This window comes from Kocuria sp. CH-021, assembly GCF_049716185.1.
In the GTDB taxonomy this organism is placed as follows: Bacteria; Actinomycetota; Actinomycetes; order Actinomycetales; family Micrococcaceae; genus Kocuria; species Kocuria cellulosilytica.
This window is the reverse complement of sequence record NZ_JBNAFK010000022.1, coordinates 15835-32153: the sequence shown is the minus strand read 5'-3', so window position 1 is coordinate 32153 and position 16319 is coordinate 15835. Positions and strand designations below refer to the sequence as shown.

General features: G+C 68.1%; 18 protein-coding genes and 1 riboswitch. Of the genes, 6 read left to right on the top strand and 12 right to left on the bottom strand.

All coding sequences use genetic code 11. From position 1 onward, the window contains the following. Window positions 1-36: 36 nt before the first annotated feature. A complete protein-coding gene (locus tag ACPYN7_RS15190; RefSeq protein ID WP_424348189.1) occupies window positions 37-1110 on the top strand; it encodes an acyltransferase family protein in 1074 nt (357 codons plus the stop codon). Between the two features lie 225 nt (window positions 1111-1335). Here ACPYN7_RS15190 and ACPYN7_RS15185 read toward each other — a convergent pair whose 3' ends face one another. From ACPYN7_RS15185 to ACPYN7_RS15150, 8 genes are all read right to left on the bottom strand, one after another. Continuing rightward, complete coding sequence (locus tag ACPYN7_RS15185; RefSeq protein ID WP_101851597.1) at window positions 1336-1980, bottom strand: cation diffusion facilitator family transporter; 645 nt, start codon at window positions 1978-1980, stop codon at window positions 1336-1338. Then, window positions 1977-2327 (bottom strand): ArsR/SmtB family transcription factor, encoded by a 351-nt coding sequence (locus tag ACPYN7_RS15180; protein ID WP_101851596.1) that lies wholly within the window; start codon window positions 2325-2327, stop codon window positions 1977-1979. Before ACPYN7_RS15180 ends, ACPYN7_RS15185 begins: the two co-directional genes overlap by 4 nt. 786 nt (window positions 2328-3113) lie before the next feature. Further along, on the bottom strand, window positions 3114-3761 hold the full coding sequence (locus tag ACPYN7_RS15175; RefSeq protein WP_424348188.1) for a vitamin K epoxide reductase family protein: 648 nt from the start codon (window positions 3759-3761) through the stop codon (window positions 3114-3116). Continuing rightward, the gene (locus ACPYN7_RS15170; RefSeq protein ID WP_180814633.1) at window positions 3754-5685 is read right to left on the bottom strand and encodes a cytochrome c oxidase assembly protein; all 1932 of its coding nucleotides are present in this window, start codon (window positions 5683-5685) and stop codon (window positions 3754-3756) included. Before ACPYN7_RS15170 ends, ACPYN7_RS15175 begins: the two co-directional genes overlap by 8 nt. A gap of 91 nt (window positions 5686-5776) precedes the next feature. Continuing rightward, window positions 5777-6403: a DsbA family protein gene (locus ACPYN7_RS15165; RefSeq protein WP_424348187.1), complete on the bottom strand. Its 627-nt coding sequence runs from the start codon at window positions 6401-6403 to the stop codon at window positions 5777-5779. Window positions 6404-6511: 108 nt separating this feature from the next. Further along, a complete protein-coding gene (locus ACPYN7_RS15160) occupies window positions 6512-7426 on the bottom strand; it encodes a cation diffusion facilitator family transporter (RefSeq protein ID WP_019311266.1) in 915 nt (304 codons plus the stop codon). Further along, on the bottom strand, window positions 7423-7791 hold the full coding sequence (locus ACPYN7_RS15155; protein ID WP_284563862.1) for an ArsR/SmtB family transcription factor: 369 nt from the start codon (window positions 7789-7791) through the stop codon (window positions 7423-7425). The genes ACPYN7_RS15160 and ACPYN7_RS15155 overlap by 4 nt, the downstream gene beginning before the upstream one ends. 455 nt (window positions 7792-8246) lie before the next feature. Continuing rightward, window positions 8247-8897: a C40 family peptidase gene (locus ACPYN7_RS15150; protein WP_284563861.1), complete on the bottom strand. Its 651-nt coding sequence runs from the start codon at window positions 8895-8897 to the stop codon at window positions 8247-8249. Between the two features lie 5 nt (window positions 8898-8902). After that, a riboswitch (cyclic di-AMP (ydaO/yuaA leader) is annotated at window positions 8903-9056 on the bottom strand. A 387-nt stretch (window positions 9057-9443) separates the two neighbouring features. Here ACPYN7_RS15150 and ACPYN7_RS15145 point away from each other — a divergent pair. Further along, a complete protein-coding gene (locus ACPYN7_RS15145) occupies window positions 9444-9596 on the top strand; it encodes a hypothetical protein (RefSeq protein ID WP_156125410.1) in 153 nt (50 codons plus the stop codon). A gap of 55 nt (window positions 9597-9651) precedes the next feature. On the opposite strand, the gene ACPYN7_RS15140 is transcribed toward ACPYN7_RS15145, so the two are convergent. After that, window positions 9652-10350: a cation transporter gene (locus tag ACPYN7_RS15140; protein ID WP_019311262.1), complete on the bottom strand. Its 699-nt coding sequence runs from the start codon at window positions 10348-10350 to the stop codon at window positions 9652-9654. Then, window positions 10347-10679 carry an ArsR/SmtB family transcription factor gene (locus ACPYN7_RS15135; RefSeq protein WP_019311261.1) on the bottom strand — a complete coding sequence of 111 codons (333 nt, stop codon included), beginning with the start codon at window positions 10677-10679 and terminating at the stop codon, window positions 10347-10349. The genes ACPYN7_RS15140 and ACPYN7_RS15135 overlap by 4 nt, the downstream gene beginning before the upstream one ends. Window positions 10680-10794: 115 nt before the next feature. Between ACPYN7_RS15135 and ACPYN7_RS15130 the strand changes: the two genes are divergently transcribed. The 3 genes from ACPYN7_RS15130 (at window position 10795) to ACPYN7_RS15120 (ending at window position 13648) form a co-directional block, all read left to right on the top strand. Next, window positions 10795-11436 (top strand): methyltransferase family protein, encoded by a 642-nt coding sequence (locus tag ACPYN7_RS15130; RefSeq protein ID WP_019311260.1) that lies wholly within the window; start codon window positions 10795-10797, stop codon window positions 11434-11436. 191 nt (window positions 11437-11627) lie between these two features. Continuing rightward, window positions 11628-12908, top strand: coding sequence for an Nramp family divalent metal transporter (locus ACPYN7_RS15125; protein WP_424348186.1), 1281 nt, complete (start codon window positions 11628-11630; stop codon window positions 12906-12908). A gap of 44 nt (window positions 12909-12952) precedes the next feature. Further along, a complete protein-coding gene (locus ACPYN7_RS15120; RefSeq protein ID WP_019311257.1) occupies window positions 12953-13648 on the top strand; it encodes a metal-dependent transcriptional regulator in 696 nt (231 codons plus the stop codon). Between the two features lie 39 nt (window positions 13649-13687). On the opposite strand, the gene ACPYN7_RS15115 is transcribed toward ACPYN7_RS15120, so the two are convergent. Further along, window positions 13688-14236 carry a DUF3093 domain-containing protein gene (locus tag ACPYN7_RS15115; RefSeq protein ID WP_231559544.1) on the bottom strand — a complete coding sequence of 183 codons (549 nt, stop codon included), beginning with the start codon at window positions 14234-14236 and terminating at the stop codon, window positions 13688-13690. A gap of 346 nt (window positions 14237-14582) precedes the next feature. Continuing rightward, complete coding sequence (locus tag ACPYN7_RS15110) at window positions 14583-15125, bottom strand: hypothetical protein (RefSeq protein ID WP_284563860.1); 543 nt, start codon at window positions 15123-15125, stop codon at window positions 14583-14585. Between the two features lie 922 nt (window positions 15126-16047). On the opposite strand from ACPYN7_RS15110, the gene ACPYN7_RS15105 reads away from it, so the two are divergent. Next, the gene (locus tag ACPYN7_RS15105) at window positions 16048-16236 is read left to right on the top strand and encodes a DUF305 domain-containing protein (RefSeq protein ID WP_284563958.1); all 189 of its coding nucleotides are present in this window, start codon (window positions 16048-16050) and stop codon (window positions 16234-16236) included. Window positions 16237-16319 lie beyond the last annotated feature (83 nt).

Here is a 16319-nt window from a genome sequence, read left to right as displayed (position 1 = left end):
AAGGCAGCTGCCGTGGCCACGACTCTCCAGGAACGCTTGAGCGACCGCCACAACCGCCTCAATGCCATTCGCCTGGTCCTGGCGTCTGTGGTCATCCTGGGCCACGCCTGGCCGCTGACCGGCGCGGACGGCCCGAGCCTCGTTTTCCTGTCCGACGTGGCCGTCAACGGCTTCTTCGTGCTCAGCGGCTACCTCATCGCCGAGAGCAGGGTGCGGACCACGCTGGTGCCGTACCTGTGGCGACGGTTCCTGCGCATCTACCCGGCCTTCCTGGTGAGCCTGCTCTTGGTGGCCGCCGTCTTCGCGCCGCTCGCGGCCGCGCTCGAGGGCACGTCGCTCGACGTGGCCTCCGCCGCCGGCTTCGTGCTGAGCAACGCCGACCTGAGAATGTCGCAGTGGGGCATCGACGGGACGCTGACCGCGGTTCCGGCTCCGGACTCCTGGAACGGCTCGCTCTGGACGCTGTTCTACGAGGCCCTCGCCTACGTGCTGATCGGCCTGGTCCTCAGCGTCGCCGTCGCGGCGCGGCACGCCCGGTGGGTGCTCCCGGGGATGTTCCTCGCCGTGCTCGTGCTCCGGCCCTTGGTCGAGGGCCCGCTGGAGGTCACGACCGGCATCTATCTCAGTGGCGCCCGGCTGGTGGGCTACTTCCTGGCGGGTGCGGCGGTCTGGGCCTGGGCGGGAAGGTGGCGTCCCACCTGGGTGCACGTCGTGGGGGCGGGCGTCGTCTACGCCGTGCTGACGGACCAGGGCTGGGCGGACCTGTACGGGCAGCTGCCGCTCGCCGTGCTGCTCCTCGGCCTCGGCGCCAGCCCGTCCCGGAACTGGACCACCCGCACCGACCTCTCCTACGGCGTCTACATCTACGCGTACCCGGTGCAGCAGCTCCTCGTGCTGCTCGGCACGGCGTCGTGGGGCGTCGCCGTCAACTCCCTGCTCGTCGTCCTGCTGACGCTGCCCCTGGCGCTGCTGTCGTGGACGCTCGTCGAGAAGCCCGCCCTGCGGGCCAAGGCGTGGCTCGATCCCCGCGACCGGCCCGACCGGAGGGTCCCCTCCGACGGCGCAGAGGGCCCGCACGCCGCGGCCGTGACGGGGCGCCGTCCGGACTGACCCGGCCGGGCCGCCGGCGTCCTGGCGGTGCACCTGCCCCCAGACCCGGGGAACCCCCACTGCAACATCGCCTCACGGAAAACCGGTAGCTGACCATATGTAAAGCGGTGGACGTTATGTCCCGAATGGGCACCCTCGTCGAGGACGATTGAGGAGCACTGCTTGTCACAGGGCCACTCGGCGTTGCGCGGTGATCATGACCACCGTCGTGGCGTGGGATGCCGATCAGCCGTCGTTCTCTACGAGCTCGCCTTCCCAGGCTTCCTTGCCCTCATGGATCGCGAAGGCGGCGATGACGAACCCGGCCACCGGATCCACCCATGCCGCTCCGGTGAGGGCGAAGATGAGCAGCCCGACCAGAGTGGAGACCGACAACAGCACGCAGATCCTGGTCTCGGCCGCGTCGGCGAGGATGAGATTGTCCCCCAGGGTCGTGCCGACCTTCTTCTTGGCCGCGGCCAGGATCGGCATGATGGTCAGTGAGAGCACCAGGACGATGATGCTCGCCGGGGAGGATTCCGGGGTCTCCCCCGCGAGCAGGGACCGGATCCCTTCGTAAGTGACGTAGGCGGCGAGGACGAAGAAGGTCACCGCCACCAGGCGCAGGGCGATCTTCTCCTTACGCTCATCGGTCACACCGTGGCGCAGCCGCGCGGACAGGCGCAAGGCGACCAGCACCGCGGCGATGGACTCGATGCCCGAGTCGATACCGAAGCCGACCACGGAGACCAGCCCGGCCAGCAGGCCGGCGGTGACGGCAACGACGCCTTCGACGACGTTGTAGCCGACGGTGAACTGGGCCAAGCGCAGCCCGCGACGGGTGAGGGCTTCGGTCTCCATAGGAGACAAGGTGGTGGTGGGGTTGCTCATCGATCACCTTCCGTGGACGTGCCGTAGGTGGGGCAGAGCGCGACCTTCGACCCGGTGGCCGCCAGCAGTGTCTCAGCGGTGGCCAGCAGGTCCATCAGTTCCGGGCGGGCCAGTGTGTAAAAGGTCTGCCGGCCCTCGGTGCGCCCGACCACCAGCCCGCACTCGCGCAGGCAGGACACATGGGCCGAGACGGTGGACTGGGCCAGACCGGTCTGCTCGACGAGGTCCCGCACGCGGGCCTCACCGGCGGCCAGGCGGGCCACGATGGTCAGGCGGGTGGGATCGGACAGGGAGTGGAACAGGGCCACGGCCGGGTCCAGGTCGGCCACACAACTGATGTCCGTCATGAGTCGATGTTATCGCTTAATGGCGATTGATCGTTGAGTGACGATGTGCTTGTGCTTGCCAAGGGCACTGGTCATCGATCAGGCCCACTCGGAGGCCAAGCGCACCAATCGGGCGGGAATGATGCCGTGGGTGAGCTTCTTGGCCGCGGCCAGCACCGACAGGATGATCAGCGCGAGCACCAGGATGATGGTGCTCATTGGGGAAGCCTCGGGGGCCTCACCTTCGGATTGCCCATTGAGGATCTGAGAGGCCGTCCTGTGCCCGTCGGATTCTCCGGTCCGGGCTACGTCGCTTTTCGACAATATCGACGGGTGCCCCAGCCTAAGGGGAGCAAAGACTGGGGCACCCTAACGCCCGTGCACGGGGTGATGAGAACGGGGTGTTCTCACTTGCAAATTATGCCCTCACTGGCTCGGACGAACAGCCCGTAGAGCAGCCAGGGAGCAAGCTATGGGGAATCTTCACGCCGTCTTGAGGAAAGCTATACAAACGACTTCGAAGTCAATACGGGCATCCTCCGATGAGCAGGGGCAGCACTGGCGTGGGTGTCCCACTAATGGTGGTCGCTTCCATCCCTCAAACGGAGCGCGTCGTGTCACCGGATGCGCGGCACCGTCGGGAACAGCCAGAGGGCCCCTGCCATGGCAGGGGCCCTCTGGCTGTTGTTCGAGGACATCCAACAGCAGGTGCTGCGGCAAGATCCAGGGGGCAGTTGTCGGGTCGCTGGACATCGTGGCCATGGCATCTTTGAAGGGGCGCTATGGCCGGAATCGTTCAGGGGTGGGTCAGAGGCCGGTGAAGGTAGAAAAGAAGCGGAAGAACACCGAGGCAGCCACGGCCACGTAGGCGATGGCCACCAGGGTCCAGGCCCACTCGGTGGCGAAGCGCACCAACCGGGGCGGGGCGGGGATGACGCCGTGGGCGAGGTTGCGCACGGTGAGCAGGAGGAACAGCGGGATCATCGCCGCCCACACGATCATGCAGTACAGGCACAGGATGTAGATCGCGAACAGGGCCTGGGACCACAGCCAGATCACGAACACCGCCCCGAGAGTGACCCCGACCTGCAGGCCCGCCCAGTACCAGCGCCCGAGGCGGGCCCCGGCCAGGATCGTCATGGCGGTGGTGATCACCACCGCGAAGGCGACGATGCCGATCAGCGGGTTGGGGAAGCCGAAGAGCTCCGACTGCCAGGTGCCCATGACTTGCCCGCAGGACACCCAGGGGTTGATGTCACAACTGGTGACGTGGCCCGGGTCCTTGTAGAGCTGAAGGCGCTCGAGCACCAGAATCGCCGAGGCGACCCACCCGATCACCCCGGTCACCAACAGGACCAGGGCGAAGGGGCGGCGACGGGCGAATCCGGGCAGGTGCTCCTCGGCGACCGGGTCGGCGCCTGGGTGGCGGTGGGCGCTGGTGGTGGTTTCAGCCATGGTGGATGTCCTTGGGGGTTCCTCGATCAACGGTGGCGTCGGTGGTGCCGTGCTGGTGTCTTCGAGCCAGGACGGCCAGGGCCGCGGCCAACAGGGGCAGGACCCCGGCCAAGAGGATGGAATGGGCCGCGGATTGTTGATCCGCCAGCGGAGAAGGCCCCCAGTCTCGGCCGAGTCCGGAGAACCACTCTGGTTGGATCACCGTCGGTGACAGGGCCGTGAACACCACCCAGATCCCCAGCACGGTGGCCACCGCGAGCAGCACCAAGGCCTGCGTGCGCACCGCTCTGCGGTCCGGTGGGGCGGCCAGCGCGGCGGTAGCGAAAATCAGGCCCAGGGCCACGGCGGTGGTGTTCATCAGCTCGTGGCCGACGTGGGTGTGCAGGGCCACGGCGAAGGCGGGGGTGTAGTAGAAGACGCCCAGCCCGGCCAGCATCAGGATCCCGGCCGGGGCCGGGTGAGCCAGCAGGGCCCCGGCCCGGGAGGTGCGCCATGCAGCGGCGAGCTCGCACCACCCGGTGCTGCCGTCAGTGCGGACCGGAACCAGGGCCGCGGCCAGGCGGCCGGGCGCTCCGGCGATCAGCAGCAGCGGCACCGGGAAGCTCAGCAGCAGGTGGGCGGCGGTGTGGACGCTGAACAGGATCGGGGCGTAGAGGGCCATCGCTCCGCAGGTGACGTAGACCAGCAGCACCAGACCGGCCAGGAATGCGGCCGTGCGTGCCACCGGCCATGGTGCGCCGGTGCGGCGCAGGTGTCGGGCCCCGCCCAGGTAGAGGCAAGCCGCGAGGATCGCCACGGCGATCCACAGCCAGTCGACGCGCCACTGGGTGAACCAACCGGAGAAGCTCAGGGGCGGGGGCAGGAGGTAGCCGGTGAGGATCTCCGCGGGGGTGATGTCAGGTTGTCTCTCCAGAGGCACCGGGGTGGGGGTGCGTGCCAGGGCCACGCCCAGGGCCATCACGGCGCAGAGGATGAAGACCTCCACGGTGATCAGCCGCCACACCCGGCCTAGCGTCGGGGTGCCGGCGGTGATCGCCCGGCGGTTCAGGTATCCCAGCACGCCCAGGACCACGGTGGCGATCGTCTTGGTGATCACCAGCGCCCCGTAGCCGGAGTCCAGCCCGTCCCAACCACCGATCCGGTAGACGGTGTTGATGACCCCCGAGATGGCGACCAGGACGAAGGCCACCCCGGCCAGGGCCGAGAAGCGTTCCAGCACGGTCCGGGCTGACCCGTGGCCGGTGGCGGGGGCGGTCAGCAGCGGGGCGAGCAGGGCGAGCACGATGATCCCGCCGGTCCAGATCCCGGCACCGAGCAGGTGCAGGGCCAGAGCATTGACGGCCCCGTTGTGATCATCGACCCCGGCCACGTGTCCCAGTTGGGACAGCGGGATGACGGCGGCCAGGGCCACCAGGGCGGTGGCGGCCACCGCCGCCGGGGAACGAACGAGCACGGCCAGGGTGGTGGTCAGTGCCGCGGCCACCGCGGTGACGGCCCATGCTTGGCCGGGGATCAGGCGGGTCACGTAGTAACCCAGTTGCCCGGTGAACTCGGCCGAGCCGGACACGGGAGCCCCGATGGTGTCGGCGTAGCTGAGCACGATGATCGCCACCGCCGCCAGGGTCCACACCGCGGCCGCGGCCGCAGCCACCGTCATGGCCCGGGCGAAGGCCGGGTGCTCGGCCCTGGTCTGTCCCGCTCCGGGGACCGGAGTGGACCGGGGCACCACGGTGGTGGCGAAGACCAGCCCGGCCCAGGTGATGCCCATGGCCAGGTGATGCACGGTCGTGGCCAGCGGCAACCCCCAGCGCACCAGGACCCCGGGATCGAGCACTTCCCGGGGCGCGGTGGCCCCGGAGGATCCCAGGGCCACCCACAGCACGGCCAAGGTCCCCACCCCGATACCGATGTAGACGGCAGCCATGGCGCGCCGGCGCCGTCCAGTCGGCGTCGGGCCGGGAGGCGGGGGGAGGACCACCGGCGGGGTGGGCGTGTGGGGTGGGGTGACCATTGGGTCAGTCGGTGGCTGCGGTTTCGACGGCGTCCCGGAAGCCTTCCAGGGACTCGGGGTTGAGCACTTCCCCATCGAGGAAGAACGTGGGAGTCCCACCCACCCCCAGAGCCTCACCGTCAGCGACATCGAGCTCGATGCGCTCCTGGGTGGCCGGATCAGCCACCGCGGCGTCGAAGGCGGCCATGTCCAGGCCGAGGTCTTCGGCAAAGCCGCGGAAGACCGCGCTCTGGTCCTCGGCCGACTCCCCCCACTGTTCCTGGGTCTCGAACATACGCTGGTACATCGCCTCGTACTGTCCCTGCTGGGCGGCGGCTTCGACCGCGAGGGCGGCGTTCATGGAGTTGCGGTGGCCCGGCAGCGGGAAGTAGCGGTGGACGAAGGTGACGGTGTCGGCGTACTCGGCCCGCAGCTCCTCGATGACGGGGTAGGCGGCCCGGCACCCTTCGCACTCATAGTCCAGGAACTCCACCAGCACGGCCTGTTCGTCCGGTGCCTGGGAGAGCACCCGGCTGTTCTCCCGCACGACCTGCCCCTGGCCCTGGGGCACCGTTTCGGGGGTGGAGTTGGCACGGGCGATGAGGATCGGGATGGCCACGGCGGCCACGACGGCGACCAGGAGGACCCACACGATGATCTTGGCCTTGGAGGGCTTCTGCTTTGGGGTGGGCGGGCTGGCGGTAGTACTTACAGGGGTGTCCGTTCTGTCTCCGGCAGCAGGGCGTACCGGTGGAGGGGGCTAGGGGTGGAGGGTCTCATCGTGGCGGTGGGAGGCCGGTTCGATCTGGAAGGTGGAGTGCTCGATGGCTACGTCGAAGTCACGGGCCACGCAGGCCTGCAGATCCGCCAGGACGACCCCGGCGTGCTCAGCGTTCAGGCAGCCGTCGTGGACGGTGACGTGGGCCGAGAGCACCGGGGTGTCGGAGTCGATGCGCGAGGCGTGCAGATCGTGCACACCGACCACGTGCGGCAGGGCTTCCAAGCGGGTGCGGACCTGCTCGAGGTCCAGGCCCTTCGGGGTGGTTTCCATCAGGACCTCGATGGTGTCGCGCAGCAGGATCAGAGCCCGCGGCACGATCAGGGCGGCGATCAACAAGGACACGACCGCATCCGCCCGGGTCCACCCGGTGGTGGCGATGACGATCGCGGAGACGATCACCGCTACCGAGCCCAGGGCGTCGTTGGCCACCTCCAGGAACGCGGCCTTCATGTTCAGGTTCTCCCCCCGGCCCGAGGCGAGGATGACCAGCCCGATGATGTTGCCGACCAGCCCGACCACCCCGAACCACAGCATGGCCGTGGACTCGACCTCGGGGGGCTCCAACAGCCGGCGCACCCCTTCGACGGCGATGAACCCGCCCACAGCCAGCAGCACCGAGGCCTGGGCGGCCGCGGCGACGATCTCGGCGCGCTGGTACCCCCAGGTGCGTTTGTCCGTGGCCGGTTTCAGCGCCAGGGTCGCGGCGGTGAGGGCGATGAGCAGCCCGGCCGAGTCGGTGAACATGTGCCCGGCATCGGCCAGCAGCGCCAGGCTGCCCGAGACCACCGCACCGATGATCTCGGCGACCATAATCGTGGCGGTGATGGCGAACACCACTGCCAGTTTCCCCCTCCGCCCGGCGCCGGCGTGGGAATGATCGTGCTCGCCGCTCATACCGGAATCTCCTGGGTGGTGGCGTCATCGGCGAGGGCCTCGGCGGCGCACTCGGGTGTCCCGCACCGGCACACCGGTTCGACGGTGAGGATAGTGCCCAGCAGGTCCTCCAACGCGTGGGCCAGCTTGGGGTCCGAGAGTTCATAGCGCACGTTGCGCCCCACCGGCACGCCCACGACCAACCCGCAGTCGCGCAGACAGGCCAGGTGGTTGGACAGGATCTGCCGGCTCACCCCGATCCGGGCCGCCAGTTCCGAGGGCACCGCTGGGCCCTGCTGCAGCTGCAGCAGCACCGCGGCCCGGGTGGGATCGGCCAGTGCTTTGCCGAAACGGGACATCACCGCGACCGGGGACAAGATCCTCATCCAATAACCGTACAGCAGAATCTGTATCAAAGGAGATGAGGGGCTTCCCTTGATGATCGGGCAATGTCCAGCTCGTATTCATACGGTGAGGGCGGACGGGGGTGCCGTCCGCCACTGCGGCATCCCCGTCCCCCGAGCCATCGCTGCACCCTAAGGGCTCTCGCTCCAATGCCGAGGCGGAGCAGGATAAGCACTGCCCGCGTCCAGCGGAAGACAGGGCAAGGCCATGAGCACTCTCCGATCCTCTCCGCAGGACTGCTCCCCGTGTGCCGATTCGCTGGCGTGTGCACATCGACAGGATCGTGGCAATCGTTCGAGTCTGCGGCTACAGCTGCGGAGTGCACCCATGCGGTCCATCCGAGTGCACCCATGCGGTCCATCGACGATGATCCTGGCGGGGCACTCCGCACCTGACGGATGAGCCCACCGGCCGGCCTTCACCACATCGGCGAGACTCACCGGTAGGTGTAGTACCCGTCGACGGGCATGGCGTTGACGGAGTGGACGAAGGTGCCCTGGGTCGGGTTCAGCGCCGAGACCATCTTGCCGCCACCGATGTAGATGCCGATGTGGTTGCCGCCGTTCTGGGACACCAGGTCACCAGGCTGCGGGTTGGACGTCGGGGTGGCGGCGGCGATCTGCTGGAAGCTGGTGCGGGGGATGTCGATGCCGTTCTGGGCGTAGACCCAGCCGGTGAATCCGGAGCAGTCCCAGGCCCCGAAGGAGGTCCCGCCCCAGACGTAGCCGGTGCCCACGCCCTGCATGGCCGTGCCCACGATGCCGCCGGCGGCCGGGGCGATCTCGGTGATGGCGGTGGACTGCGGGCTCACGCTCGAGGTGGCGGCGCTCTGCTGCGGGGCCGGGGTCGGAGCGGCGGGCTGCGCGGCGACCGGGGCCGGGGTGGTGTAGGAGGCCAGGTTGGCCGTCGCCGATGCCGGAGCCGCATAGGAGGACCCGGAGGCGGCGGGGATCTCGGCGTAGGCCTGGGCCGGAGCGATGGAGCCCACCAGTGCGGCGCCGGCGGCGGCGACGACGGTGGTGGTACGCACGGCGCGCGAGGAGGTCTGGGCGCGGTGACGGGCAGTGTGCTGCTTGAAAAGCGACATGGGTGGATTCCTCCCTTTGCCTACGAGGTGAGCTGTCGGATGCGGGTGGGAGACACCCGGTCGCAGAACGCACGCGCTCTGAGACTTAACCCCAAGGCCCCGGTACACCGGGACCGGTAATGGTTCCCCCGCTTCTGCCAAGCGATTTCTCTTCAGGAACCCCGGGCACCGGCAGAACTCGGCGATGTGCCACGAGGGCGCCGACAGGATCAGTGGTCGGCACGCACTGAAGAGTACAAGGAGATTACGAAACAATCACAATCCGATTCGGGAATGTATAGAGATCGTAAAGAAGTGGTCAAGGCTTGATGAAGACCTGAATTGTTGTCGGCTTTTTCCTGTTAATTTCCCGAGAAAGGCGGGGCGCTCTGCGCTTTGAGTGAGGTGGCTTGTTGGTGCGTGGGCGCTGCGCGGGGAGTCGTCGCCCACACAGCGGTGGGGACAGGAGCCACTTCAAAAGGCGCGGCGGGTGGATCGAGAGCGAAGCCCGCGGCCATCCTGGGATATTTCGCGCTGCATCAAGCCCCGGAAATTTGGGCTCTGTCCATGCTCGCACTGACTGGCGGAACGTTAGCCAGCGTTGTGGTCGAGGAGATGCCCGACCAAGCCCACGAAGGCGACACCAGCGTGCCGGGACCGATCCTGCTCACCGGCGGAGTTGCGCTGTTCGCCGCGATCTCCGTCTACCTCGGTTCCTGAGAAGCCGTGCGCCCCGGCGTCCTCGTCTCGGGGCGCCGACGCGTGCCGACCGTGCTCAGTGGGCGCAGTTGGGACCGCATCCACCGCAGTGTGCACCGTCCTCGGCGGTGAGGACCGCAACGGGAGTGCAGCAGGCGTCTCCGCGCCAGGCCTCCAGCCCCTCCTTGACCGCCACGGCGGCGATCACCAGCGCAGCCAGCGGGTCGGCCCAGGACCAGCCCAGGGTGCTGTTGAGCACCAGGCCTACCAGCAGCACGGCGGAGAGGTAGGTGCACAGCAGGGTCTGCTTGGAATCGGCCACCGCAGAAGCAGAGCCCAGCTCCCGGCCGGTGCGGCGTTCGAACCAGGACAGGAACGGCATGATGAGCAGGCTCACCGCGGCCAGGGCGATCCCGACCGGGGAGTGTTCCGGCTCGGCGGCCCCGAGCAGGGCGCGGATCGCATCGACGGTGACGAAGGCAGCCAGGCCGAAGAAGGAGAACGCGATCACCCGCATCGCCACCTTTTCCCGTCGGTGCGGGTCCGGGGCGGCGAACTGCCACGCCACCGCCGCCGCGGAGAGGACCTCCACGATCGAGTCCAGGCCGAAGCCGATCAGCGCCGAGGAGGAGGCGATGGTGCCGGCGGTCAGGGCGATGACCGCCTCGAGCACGTTGTAGGTGATGGTGCCGGCCACGATCCAGCGCACCCTGCGATGCAGCACCGCCCGGCGTGCATCGGCGATGGGCTTGGGGTCCAGGGTCAGGGAGGTCATGTGCAGGTGCATCCTTCCGGGGAGCAGCAGGTCGGGTCCACGGTGACCACCAGCTCCAGCAGGTCCCCCAGGGCGGCCCCGAGGCGGGGATCGGCCAGGGAGTACCAGGTGCTGCGCCCCTCGGCGGTGGAGGTCACCAGCCCGCACCCGCGCAGGCACCCCAGCTGGTTGGAGATCACCTGCTTGGACACCCCCAGGGCCTGAGCCAGTTCCGAGGGCCGGGCCGGGGCGTCTCGGAGGGACAGCAGGATCCGGGTCCGGGTCCCGTCCGAGAGAGCATGGCCCAACCGGGACAGGGCCGAAGTATGGGTGGGGGTCACCGCGGTCATCCCCCCTACGGTACAGGTTTCTGTGTACTGTTGAGGGGTGGCCTGCTGGCACTCCTCGGGCGCACCAGCGGGTCACCCGGGGCGTGCTGCGTTTGCCGGATCGAGGAGGACCGTGATGATGTCGGAAGTGGCCCCGGCTCTGGCGCTGGGCCTGTACCTGGCCGGCCTGGTGACCGCCTTCGGTGTGCGGTCGTGGATCCACCGGCGCCGCACCGGCTCCAGCGGCTTCCGCGGGGTGAGCGGGGCGCCCGGCTCGCCCGAGTGGTGGGGCGGGATCCTGTTCGCGGCCGCCCTGGTTCTCGGTGCGGCCGGGCCCGTCCTGGCCCTCACCGGCACCGTGGCCGCACCCCGGCTCCCGCAAGCACTGTCCTGGGCCGGGGCGGTCGTCACCGTGGTGGGTTTCCTCGGTGTACTAGCCGCCCAGGCCGGCATGGGCGCCTCCTGGCGGGTGGGTGTCGACGCCACCGAACGCACCGAGCTGGTCACCACCGGGGCTTTCGCCGTGGTCCGCAACCCGATTTTCACCGCGATGCTCACCACCCTGGCCGGCCTGACCCTCCTGGTGCCCACCGTGGTCACTGCAGCGGCGTGGCTGTGCTTGCTGGTGGCCGTGGAGCTGCAGGTCCGTCTCGTCGAAGAGCCCTACCTGCTGAGCACCCACCGACAGGCCTACGCCTCCTACGCCGCTCATGTCGGCCGGTTCATGCCCGGTCTCGGCCGACTCCGCCCCGCACCCCTGGGCGAGCTGACCCCCTGAACCCAGGACCCCACCACTGGCCGACAGTTCCCCCACCCCAGGAGACCAGCACCGTCCGGAGTTCCATGCCCCTGTGATCGGCTGTCGAGGCGCCCAGCCCCTCCTGCGCGCGCACGTTTGGGGGCATGACCAAGCCCTCGAGGCCGGGCCCCCATTCCCCGCGCCGGAAAGTTCGTATAGCTTAACTTTCTATGAGGACCGGGACCGGGCGCACCGGCTCAACAGGTGTTGCCGCCACTTCCCCAGGAGAGCGGTGGGTGCGCCGCCAACCGCTGCCCTGGTTGTTGGGTCCAGCCTTCGTGGCCGCGGTCGCCTACGTGGACCCGGGCAACGTCGCGGCGAACCTCACCGCCGGCGCCCAGTACGGGTACCTGTTGGTGTGGGTGCTGGTGGCCGCCAATGCCATGGCGGTACTCATCCAGTACCTCTCGGCGAAGGTCGGGCTGGTCACCGGATCGAGCCTGCCCGAGTTGCTGGGCGACCGATTGCCCCGGGGCTGGCGGCTGGCCTACTGGGTCCAGGCCGAGCTGGTGGCCGCGGCCACTGACCTGGCCGAGGTAATCGGCGGGGCGATCGCCCTGCACATCCTCTTCGGGATCCCGCTGCTGGCCGGGGGCGTGATCGTCGGGGTGATCTCGATGCTGCTGCTGGTCCTGCAGACCCGCCGGGGCCCTCGGTTTTTCGAGTTCGTCGTGACCGGCCTACTGGCGATCGTCACCGCCGGTTTCGTCACCGGCCTGTTCTTCGGCCCCGTGTCGTGGGACGAGGCCGTCGCCGGGATCGTCCCACGGTTCGAGGGCACCCCGACGGTCCTGCTGGCCGCGAGCATGCTCGGGGCCACGGTGATGCCCCACGCCATCTACGCCCACTCCGCCCTGGCGCGGGACCGCCACGGGCACTCGGTGCCCGCCGAGGCCCTGCCGCGGCTGCTGACCGCCACCCGGTGGGACGTGCTGCCGTCCCTGCTCGTGGCCGGGTCGGTGAACATCGCGATGCTGCTTTTGGCCGCGGGCAATCTCGCCGGGGTGCCCGGCACCGACAGCATCGAAGGAGCCCATGCGGCGATCACCGCCGCCCTGGGCCCGGCCGTCGGGGTCGCCTTCGGCATCGGGTTGCTGGCCTCCGGTCTGGCCTCGACCTCGGTGGGCTCCTACGCCGGATCAGCGATCATGGGCGGGTTGCTGCACGTGCGCATCCCGGTGTTCACCCGCCGGCTGATCACCCTGATCCCGGCCCTGGTCATCATCGCCGTCGGGGTGGACCCGACCTGGGCGCTGGTGCTGTCCCAGGTGCTGCTGAGCCTGGGCATCCCTTTCGCCCTGATCCCGTTGGTGCGACTGAGCAGCAACCGGGATCTGATGGGCGCCTTCGTGAACAAGGTGGCCTTGACTGTCGCCGCCTGGGTGGTCGTGGCCCTGATCGTGTCGTTGAATCTGGCGCTGATCATCCTGACCGCCACCGGGGCCGATTGAGTGGGCCCGGCAGCTCCGGCGCGGCACTCGGTAGCGTGGATCCCATGGACTTGAGTGAGATCACCCCGGTCGCCCAGGACTATCTCAAGGCGATCTGGTCGGCCACCGAATGGGGCGACCCGCCGATCACCACCACAGCCCTGGCGGCGCGGATGGGGACCTCCGCCCCCAACGTCACCGACACCGTCAAGCGACTGGCCGCCCAGGGGCTCGTCGAGTACCAGCCCTACAAACCCGTCACCCTCACCCCGCAGGGGCGCGCGTACGCGGTCGCGATGGTGCGCCGGCACCGACTGCTGGAGACCTTCCTCGTCACCACCCTGGGGTATCCGTGGGAGGAGGTCCACGACGAGGCCGAACGTCTCGAGCACGCCGTCTCCGACGCGATGATCGAGCGCATCGACGCCCAGCTGGGACAGCCTACGGCCGATCCGCACGGGGACCCGATCCCCACCGCGCAGGGACGCACCCGCCGCCCACTCAACACCACCCGGCTCACCAGGGCGAGGCCGGGACGATACGAGATCGTTCGTCTCTCTGATGCCGACCCGCAACTCCTGACCCGGTTCCGCGCCTGCGGCCTCGTGCCGGGCGGGCCTTTTCGTGTCATCGCCCAGGGAGCCAGCGGAACCACCGGTGTACCGGGGAACCAGCACACCGCGATCGATCTGGCCCCGGTGGAAGCCGAGGCCATCTGGGTGACACCCATCACCATCCTCAATACTCTCCGGAGCCTCTGAGAGCTGGTCACCGGACGAGCCCCTCACAGGACGCCGGTCTCAGCCGGCGGAGAGGATCTCGACGATGCGCTCCGGGTGACGGGTCGAGGTCAACCAATAAGGGGTGGGATCCACGGGATCGGTGATCTGGATGCGGACCACCGGGCCCACGGAGACGCGGAAGTTCATGTAGGCGCGGGCGTCAAGCTCGGGGCCCCGCACCCGTTGCACGGCGCTGCCGCGAAACGCTTCGGCCTCGCCCACAAACCGACGCTCGATACGGGCCCGCCCCACCTGCAACGACTCCCCGGTGATCACGATCCCGGTGCTCGAAACAATCAACGCCACCGCAGTGCCGCCGGCGACCACGGCCCCGACGGCCGTCCCGGCCCACATGTTGATCGGGGCCAGGGCAATGAAACCCACCAGGCCCGCGAAGAGCACGAGCAACCACATCCACCACGCGGCCGACAACCGTTCCTCGTACAGGACCGCCCCAGGGGCGGCCTTCGCGGGAAGGTTCTCGGCCCCAGGTTCGGCCGGGGAGGATCCCTGGGCGCTGCGGGACTCATCGGGTGGGCAGACGCCGGGGGACGCAGGATGGGACATGCTGCAACCCTCTCATGACAGCGCCCCCGCGGACCTTCTGGTCCGTGATCCCGGGGAGCAGATCCCGTCCGATCTGGGGTTTCTGGTTCGGCCCGATCACTGCCCCACCCAGAAATGTCTTTGTGATGGGCGACAAGTGAGGAGTGTTCATCGATACCCGGCACTTCGGGAGCCCCCGTCGAGGACCTGGAGGCCACGGTTCTGCTGCCCAAGAATTGCATCCAGTGGTGCAAGAGCAATGCTGCGGGGTGCTGTCACCAGCCACGACAGCGTGCGGATGGGGCCCTCACCGATGTTATGTGGGTGAGGGCCAGCCACAAGCTGGATGGCCCCCACCAAAGCGCGATCAGTGCCCGAGGCCGGTCTTGTGGCTCACGTCCTTGTACCAGTCCGACCAGCCGTGACCGTCCCAGTAGCGGTACTTGACCACGTGGTACACCTTCTTGTCCTGGTGGTGATTGAAGTGGCGCCACTGCCCCCCGCCCCAGGTTTCACCGCCGTGGTGGTTGAAGCTGTACTGGTAGTAGTCACTGCCGTGCTCGTGAGAATTCCCGTACTTGTCCTCGGCGTAGTAGTACTGCTTCACCTGCACCTTGGTGTAGCCCTTCTCGCACTTCACCTTGAAGGGGAACGCGGCGTAATGCTTCCCCTGATACTTCTTGTAATGCGGCTTGTAAGCATCCACATCACAGCCCTTCTGCTGCCCCTGGGTCACCACCGCGGCGGACTGCACCTGGGTGGTCGGCGTGGCCGCGGCTTGGGCCGGTGCTCCGAGGGTGGCGAGGCCGCCTGCGGCCAGAGTGAGCGAAGCCATGGACAATACGGCCTTGGAGAAGTAACGCCGGCTGGGCTTGGCGGTATGCGTGGACAATGCGCGAGTGGATGACATTTTGATCTCCTGGCGAGATGCGGGGATTTATTTTGCCGAGCCCCTACCCCTGTTGCGGAGGCAATTTTTGGTGCGCCGACATCTAAAGCATGTCGGCCAGGTCATTGCGCAGCATCCATCCCGGAGTTGATTTCCCAACTACACCCACGGGTGCACACCGCACCCACCTGAAGGACTGCCATACGGCGCGAGGAAACTTACTGACCCACCAGGTTGGCGACGCGGTCTTAGCACCCTGGATCCGGTGTGGAGTTGTCCAGAATTCCGTCCGACCAGACCTCCTCCACGTGGCGCAGCACCACCAGGCGGTGATGGGCCTGACGCCGGCGTACGAAGTTCTGTGAGTCATGCGAGTTTCCTCGGATTCGGAAGACCCGAGTGGCAACCACCTCTGTCGGTTTTAGAACGAGCCGGTTCAAACCGTTAGGGGCATGACCCTAGCTCGCGATCGGGAGGGAGAAGTAAAATAGAGGGACAAGACTGGCGCTCGGCCCGCCAAGGACCGGGGAAGCATCTCGATGGACATTGCTCCCCACCTGGGACGATGTCAGGAGCTAGGGGGCACTGCGGAAACCGCTGTGTGCAGTGCAGACTGTGCGCGGCGGAGAGTTCCCGAGCTGAGGGCGTGACCATCCTTTCGTGGATGGGCATGCCCTTCTTGCGTGTCCAGTACGTTATTGCCGACACCCACCAACAACAGGCCAGGCAGATGCACGGGTGGCTTTCGGTGCAGGGACTAGCGCCTCAGTCTCGATCCAGCCGCCCATGGCATGGATGGATGAGGACGGCGGCCACGGTGGGCCTCACGGGTTCGCCCCGGCCGCCTCACGAAAAGTTGCGGCGACGCTGGGCATTCCCCAAGCAGCTCGCCAAACTCGAGGAAACTGAGGGGCCAGAGACCGGGAGATGTGACCTGTAGCTGATGATCCCCCACCACCAGGCCGGCCCCAGCATGGCTGCCGCCATCCTGGGGTGCACGGAGGATCCGACCGTGACTTCCTTGGCGCACTCGATCCTCACCAGCCAGCAGCCCGAGATCCAGTACAGGGAAAAGCTGCTGGCCACCCCCACTGACCCCCGAGCCACCCAGACGCCACGGATGGGACGATGAGAGCCCCGACGCAGCCCAGGAGGCCGTCCCGGAGACCTGCTGAAGGGCGCGGCCGATCATGTGGGGCTGGGGTGGGGTGCCAG

What these genes read in the sequence shown, in the direction of transcription:
- ACPYN7_RS15145 (WP_156125410.1), top strand. Translation starts at nt 9,444, where the DNA reads ATGCTCGCACTGACTGGCGGAACGTTAGCCAGCGTTGTGGTCGAGGAG.
- ACPYN7_RS15140 (WP_019311262.1), bottom strand. Translation starts at nt 10,350, where the DNA reads ATGACCTCCCTGACCCTGGACCCCAAGCCCATCGCCGATGCACGCCGG.
- ACPYN7_RS15120 (WP_019311257.1), top strand. Translation starts at nt 12,953, where the DNA reads ATGGACTTGAGTGAGATCACCCCGGTCGCCCAGGACTATCTCAAGGCG.
- ACPYN7_RS15175 (WP_424348188.1), bottom strand. Translation starts at nt 3,761, where the DNA reads ATGGCTGAAACCACCACCAGCGCCCACCGCCACCCAGGCGCCGACCCG.
- ACPYN7_RS15115 (WP_231559544.1), bottom strand. Translation starts at nt 14,236, where the DNA reads ATGTCCCATCCTGCGTCCCCCGGCGTCTGCCCACCCGATGAGTCCCGC.
- ACPYN7_RS15185 (WP_101851597.1), bottom strand. Translation starts at nt 1,980, where the DNA reads ATGAGCAACCCCACCACCACCTTGTCTCCTATGGAGACCGAAGCCCTC.
- ACPYN7_RS15180 (WP_101851596.1), bottom strand. Translation starts at nt 2,327, where the DNA reads ATGACGGACATCAGTTGTGTGGCCGACCTGGACCCGGCCGTGGCCCTG.
- ACPYN7_RS15105 (WP_284563958.1), top strand. Translation starts at nt 16,048, where the DNA reads ATGATCCCCCACCACCAGGCCGGCCCCAGCATGGCTGCCGCCATCCTG.
- ACPYN7_RS15110 (WP_284563860.1), bottom strand. Translation starts at nt 15,125, where the DNA reads ATGTCATCCACTCGCGCATTGTCCACGCATACCGCCAAGCCCAGCCGG.
- ACPYN7_RS15125 (WP_424348186.1), top strand. Translation starts at nt 11,628, where the DNA reads ATGAGGACCGGGACCGGGCGCACCGGCTCAACAGGTGTTGCCGCCACT.
- ACPYN7_RS15155 (WP_284563862.1), bottom strand. Translation starts at nt 7,791, where the DNA reads ATGAGGATCTTGTCCCCGGTCGCGGTGATGTCCCGTTTCGGCAAAGCA.
- ACPYN7_RS15150 (WP_284563861.1), bottom strand. Translation starts at nt 8,897, where the DNA reads ATGTCGCTTTTCAAGCAGCACACTGCCCGTCACCGCGCCCAGACCTCC.
- ACPYN7_RS15170 (WP_180814633.1), bottom strand. Translation starts at nt 5,685, where the DNA reads ATGGCTGCCGTCTACATCGGTATCGGGGTGGGGACCTTGGCCGTGCTG.
- ACPYN7_RS15130 (WP_019311260.1), top strand. Translation starts at nt 10,795, where the DNA reads ATGATGTCGGAAGTGGCCCCGGCTCTGGCGCTGGGCCTGTACCTGGCC.
- ACPYN7_RS15135 (WP_019311261.1), bottom strand. Translation starts at nt 10,679, where the DNA reads ATGACCGCGGTGACCCCCACCCATACTTCGGCCCTGTCCCGGTTGGGC.
- ACPYN7_RS15160 (WP_019311266.1), bottom strand. Translation starts at nt 7,426, where the DNA reads ATGAGCGGCGAGCACGATCATTCCCACGCCGGCGCCGGGCGGAGGGGG.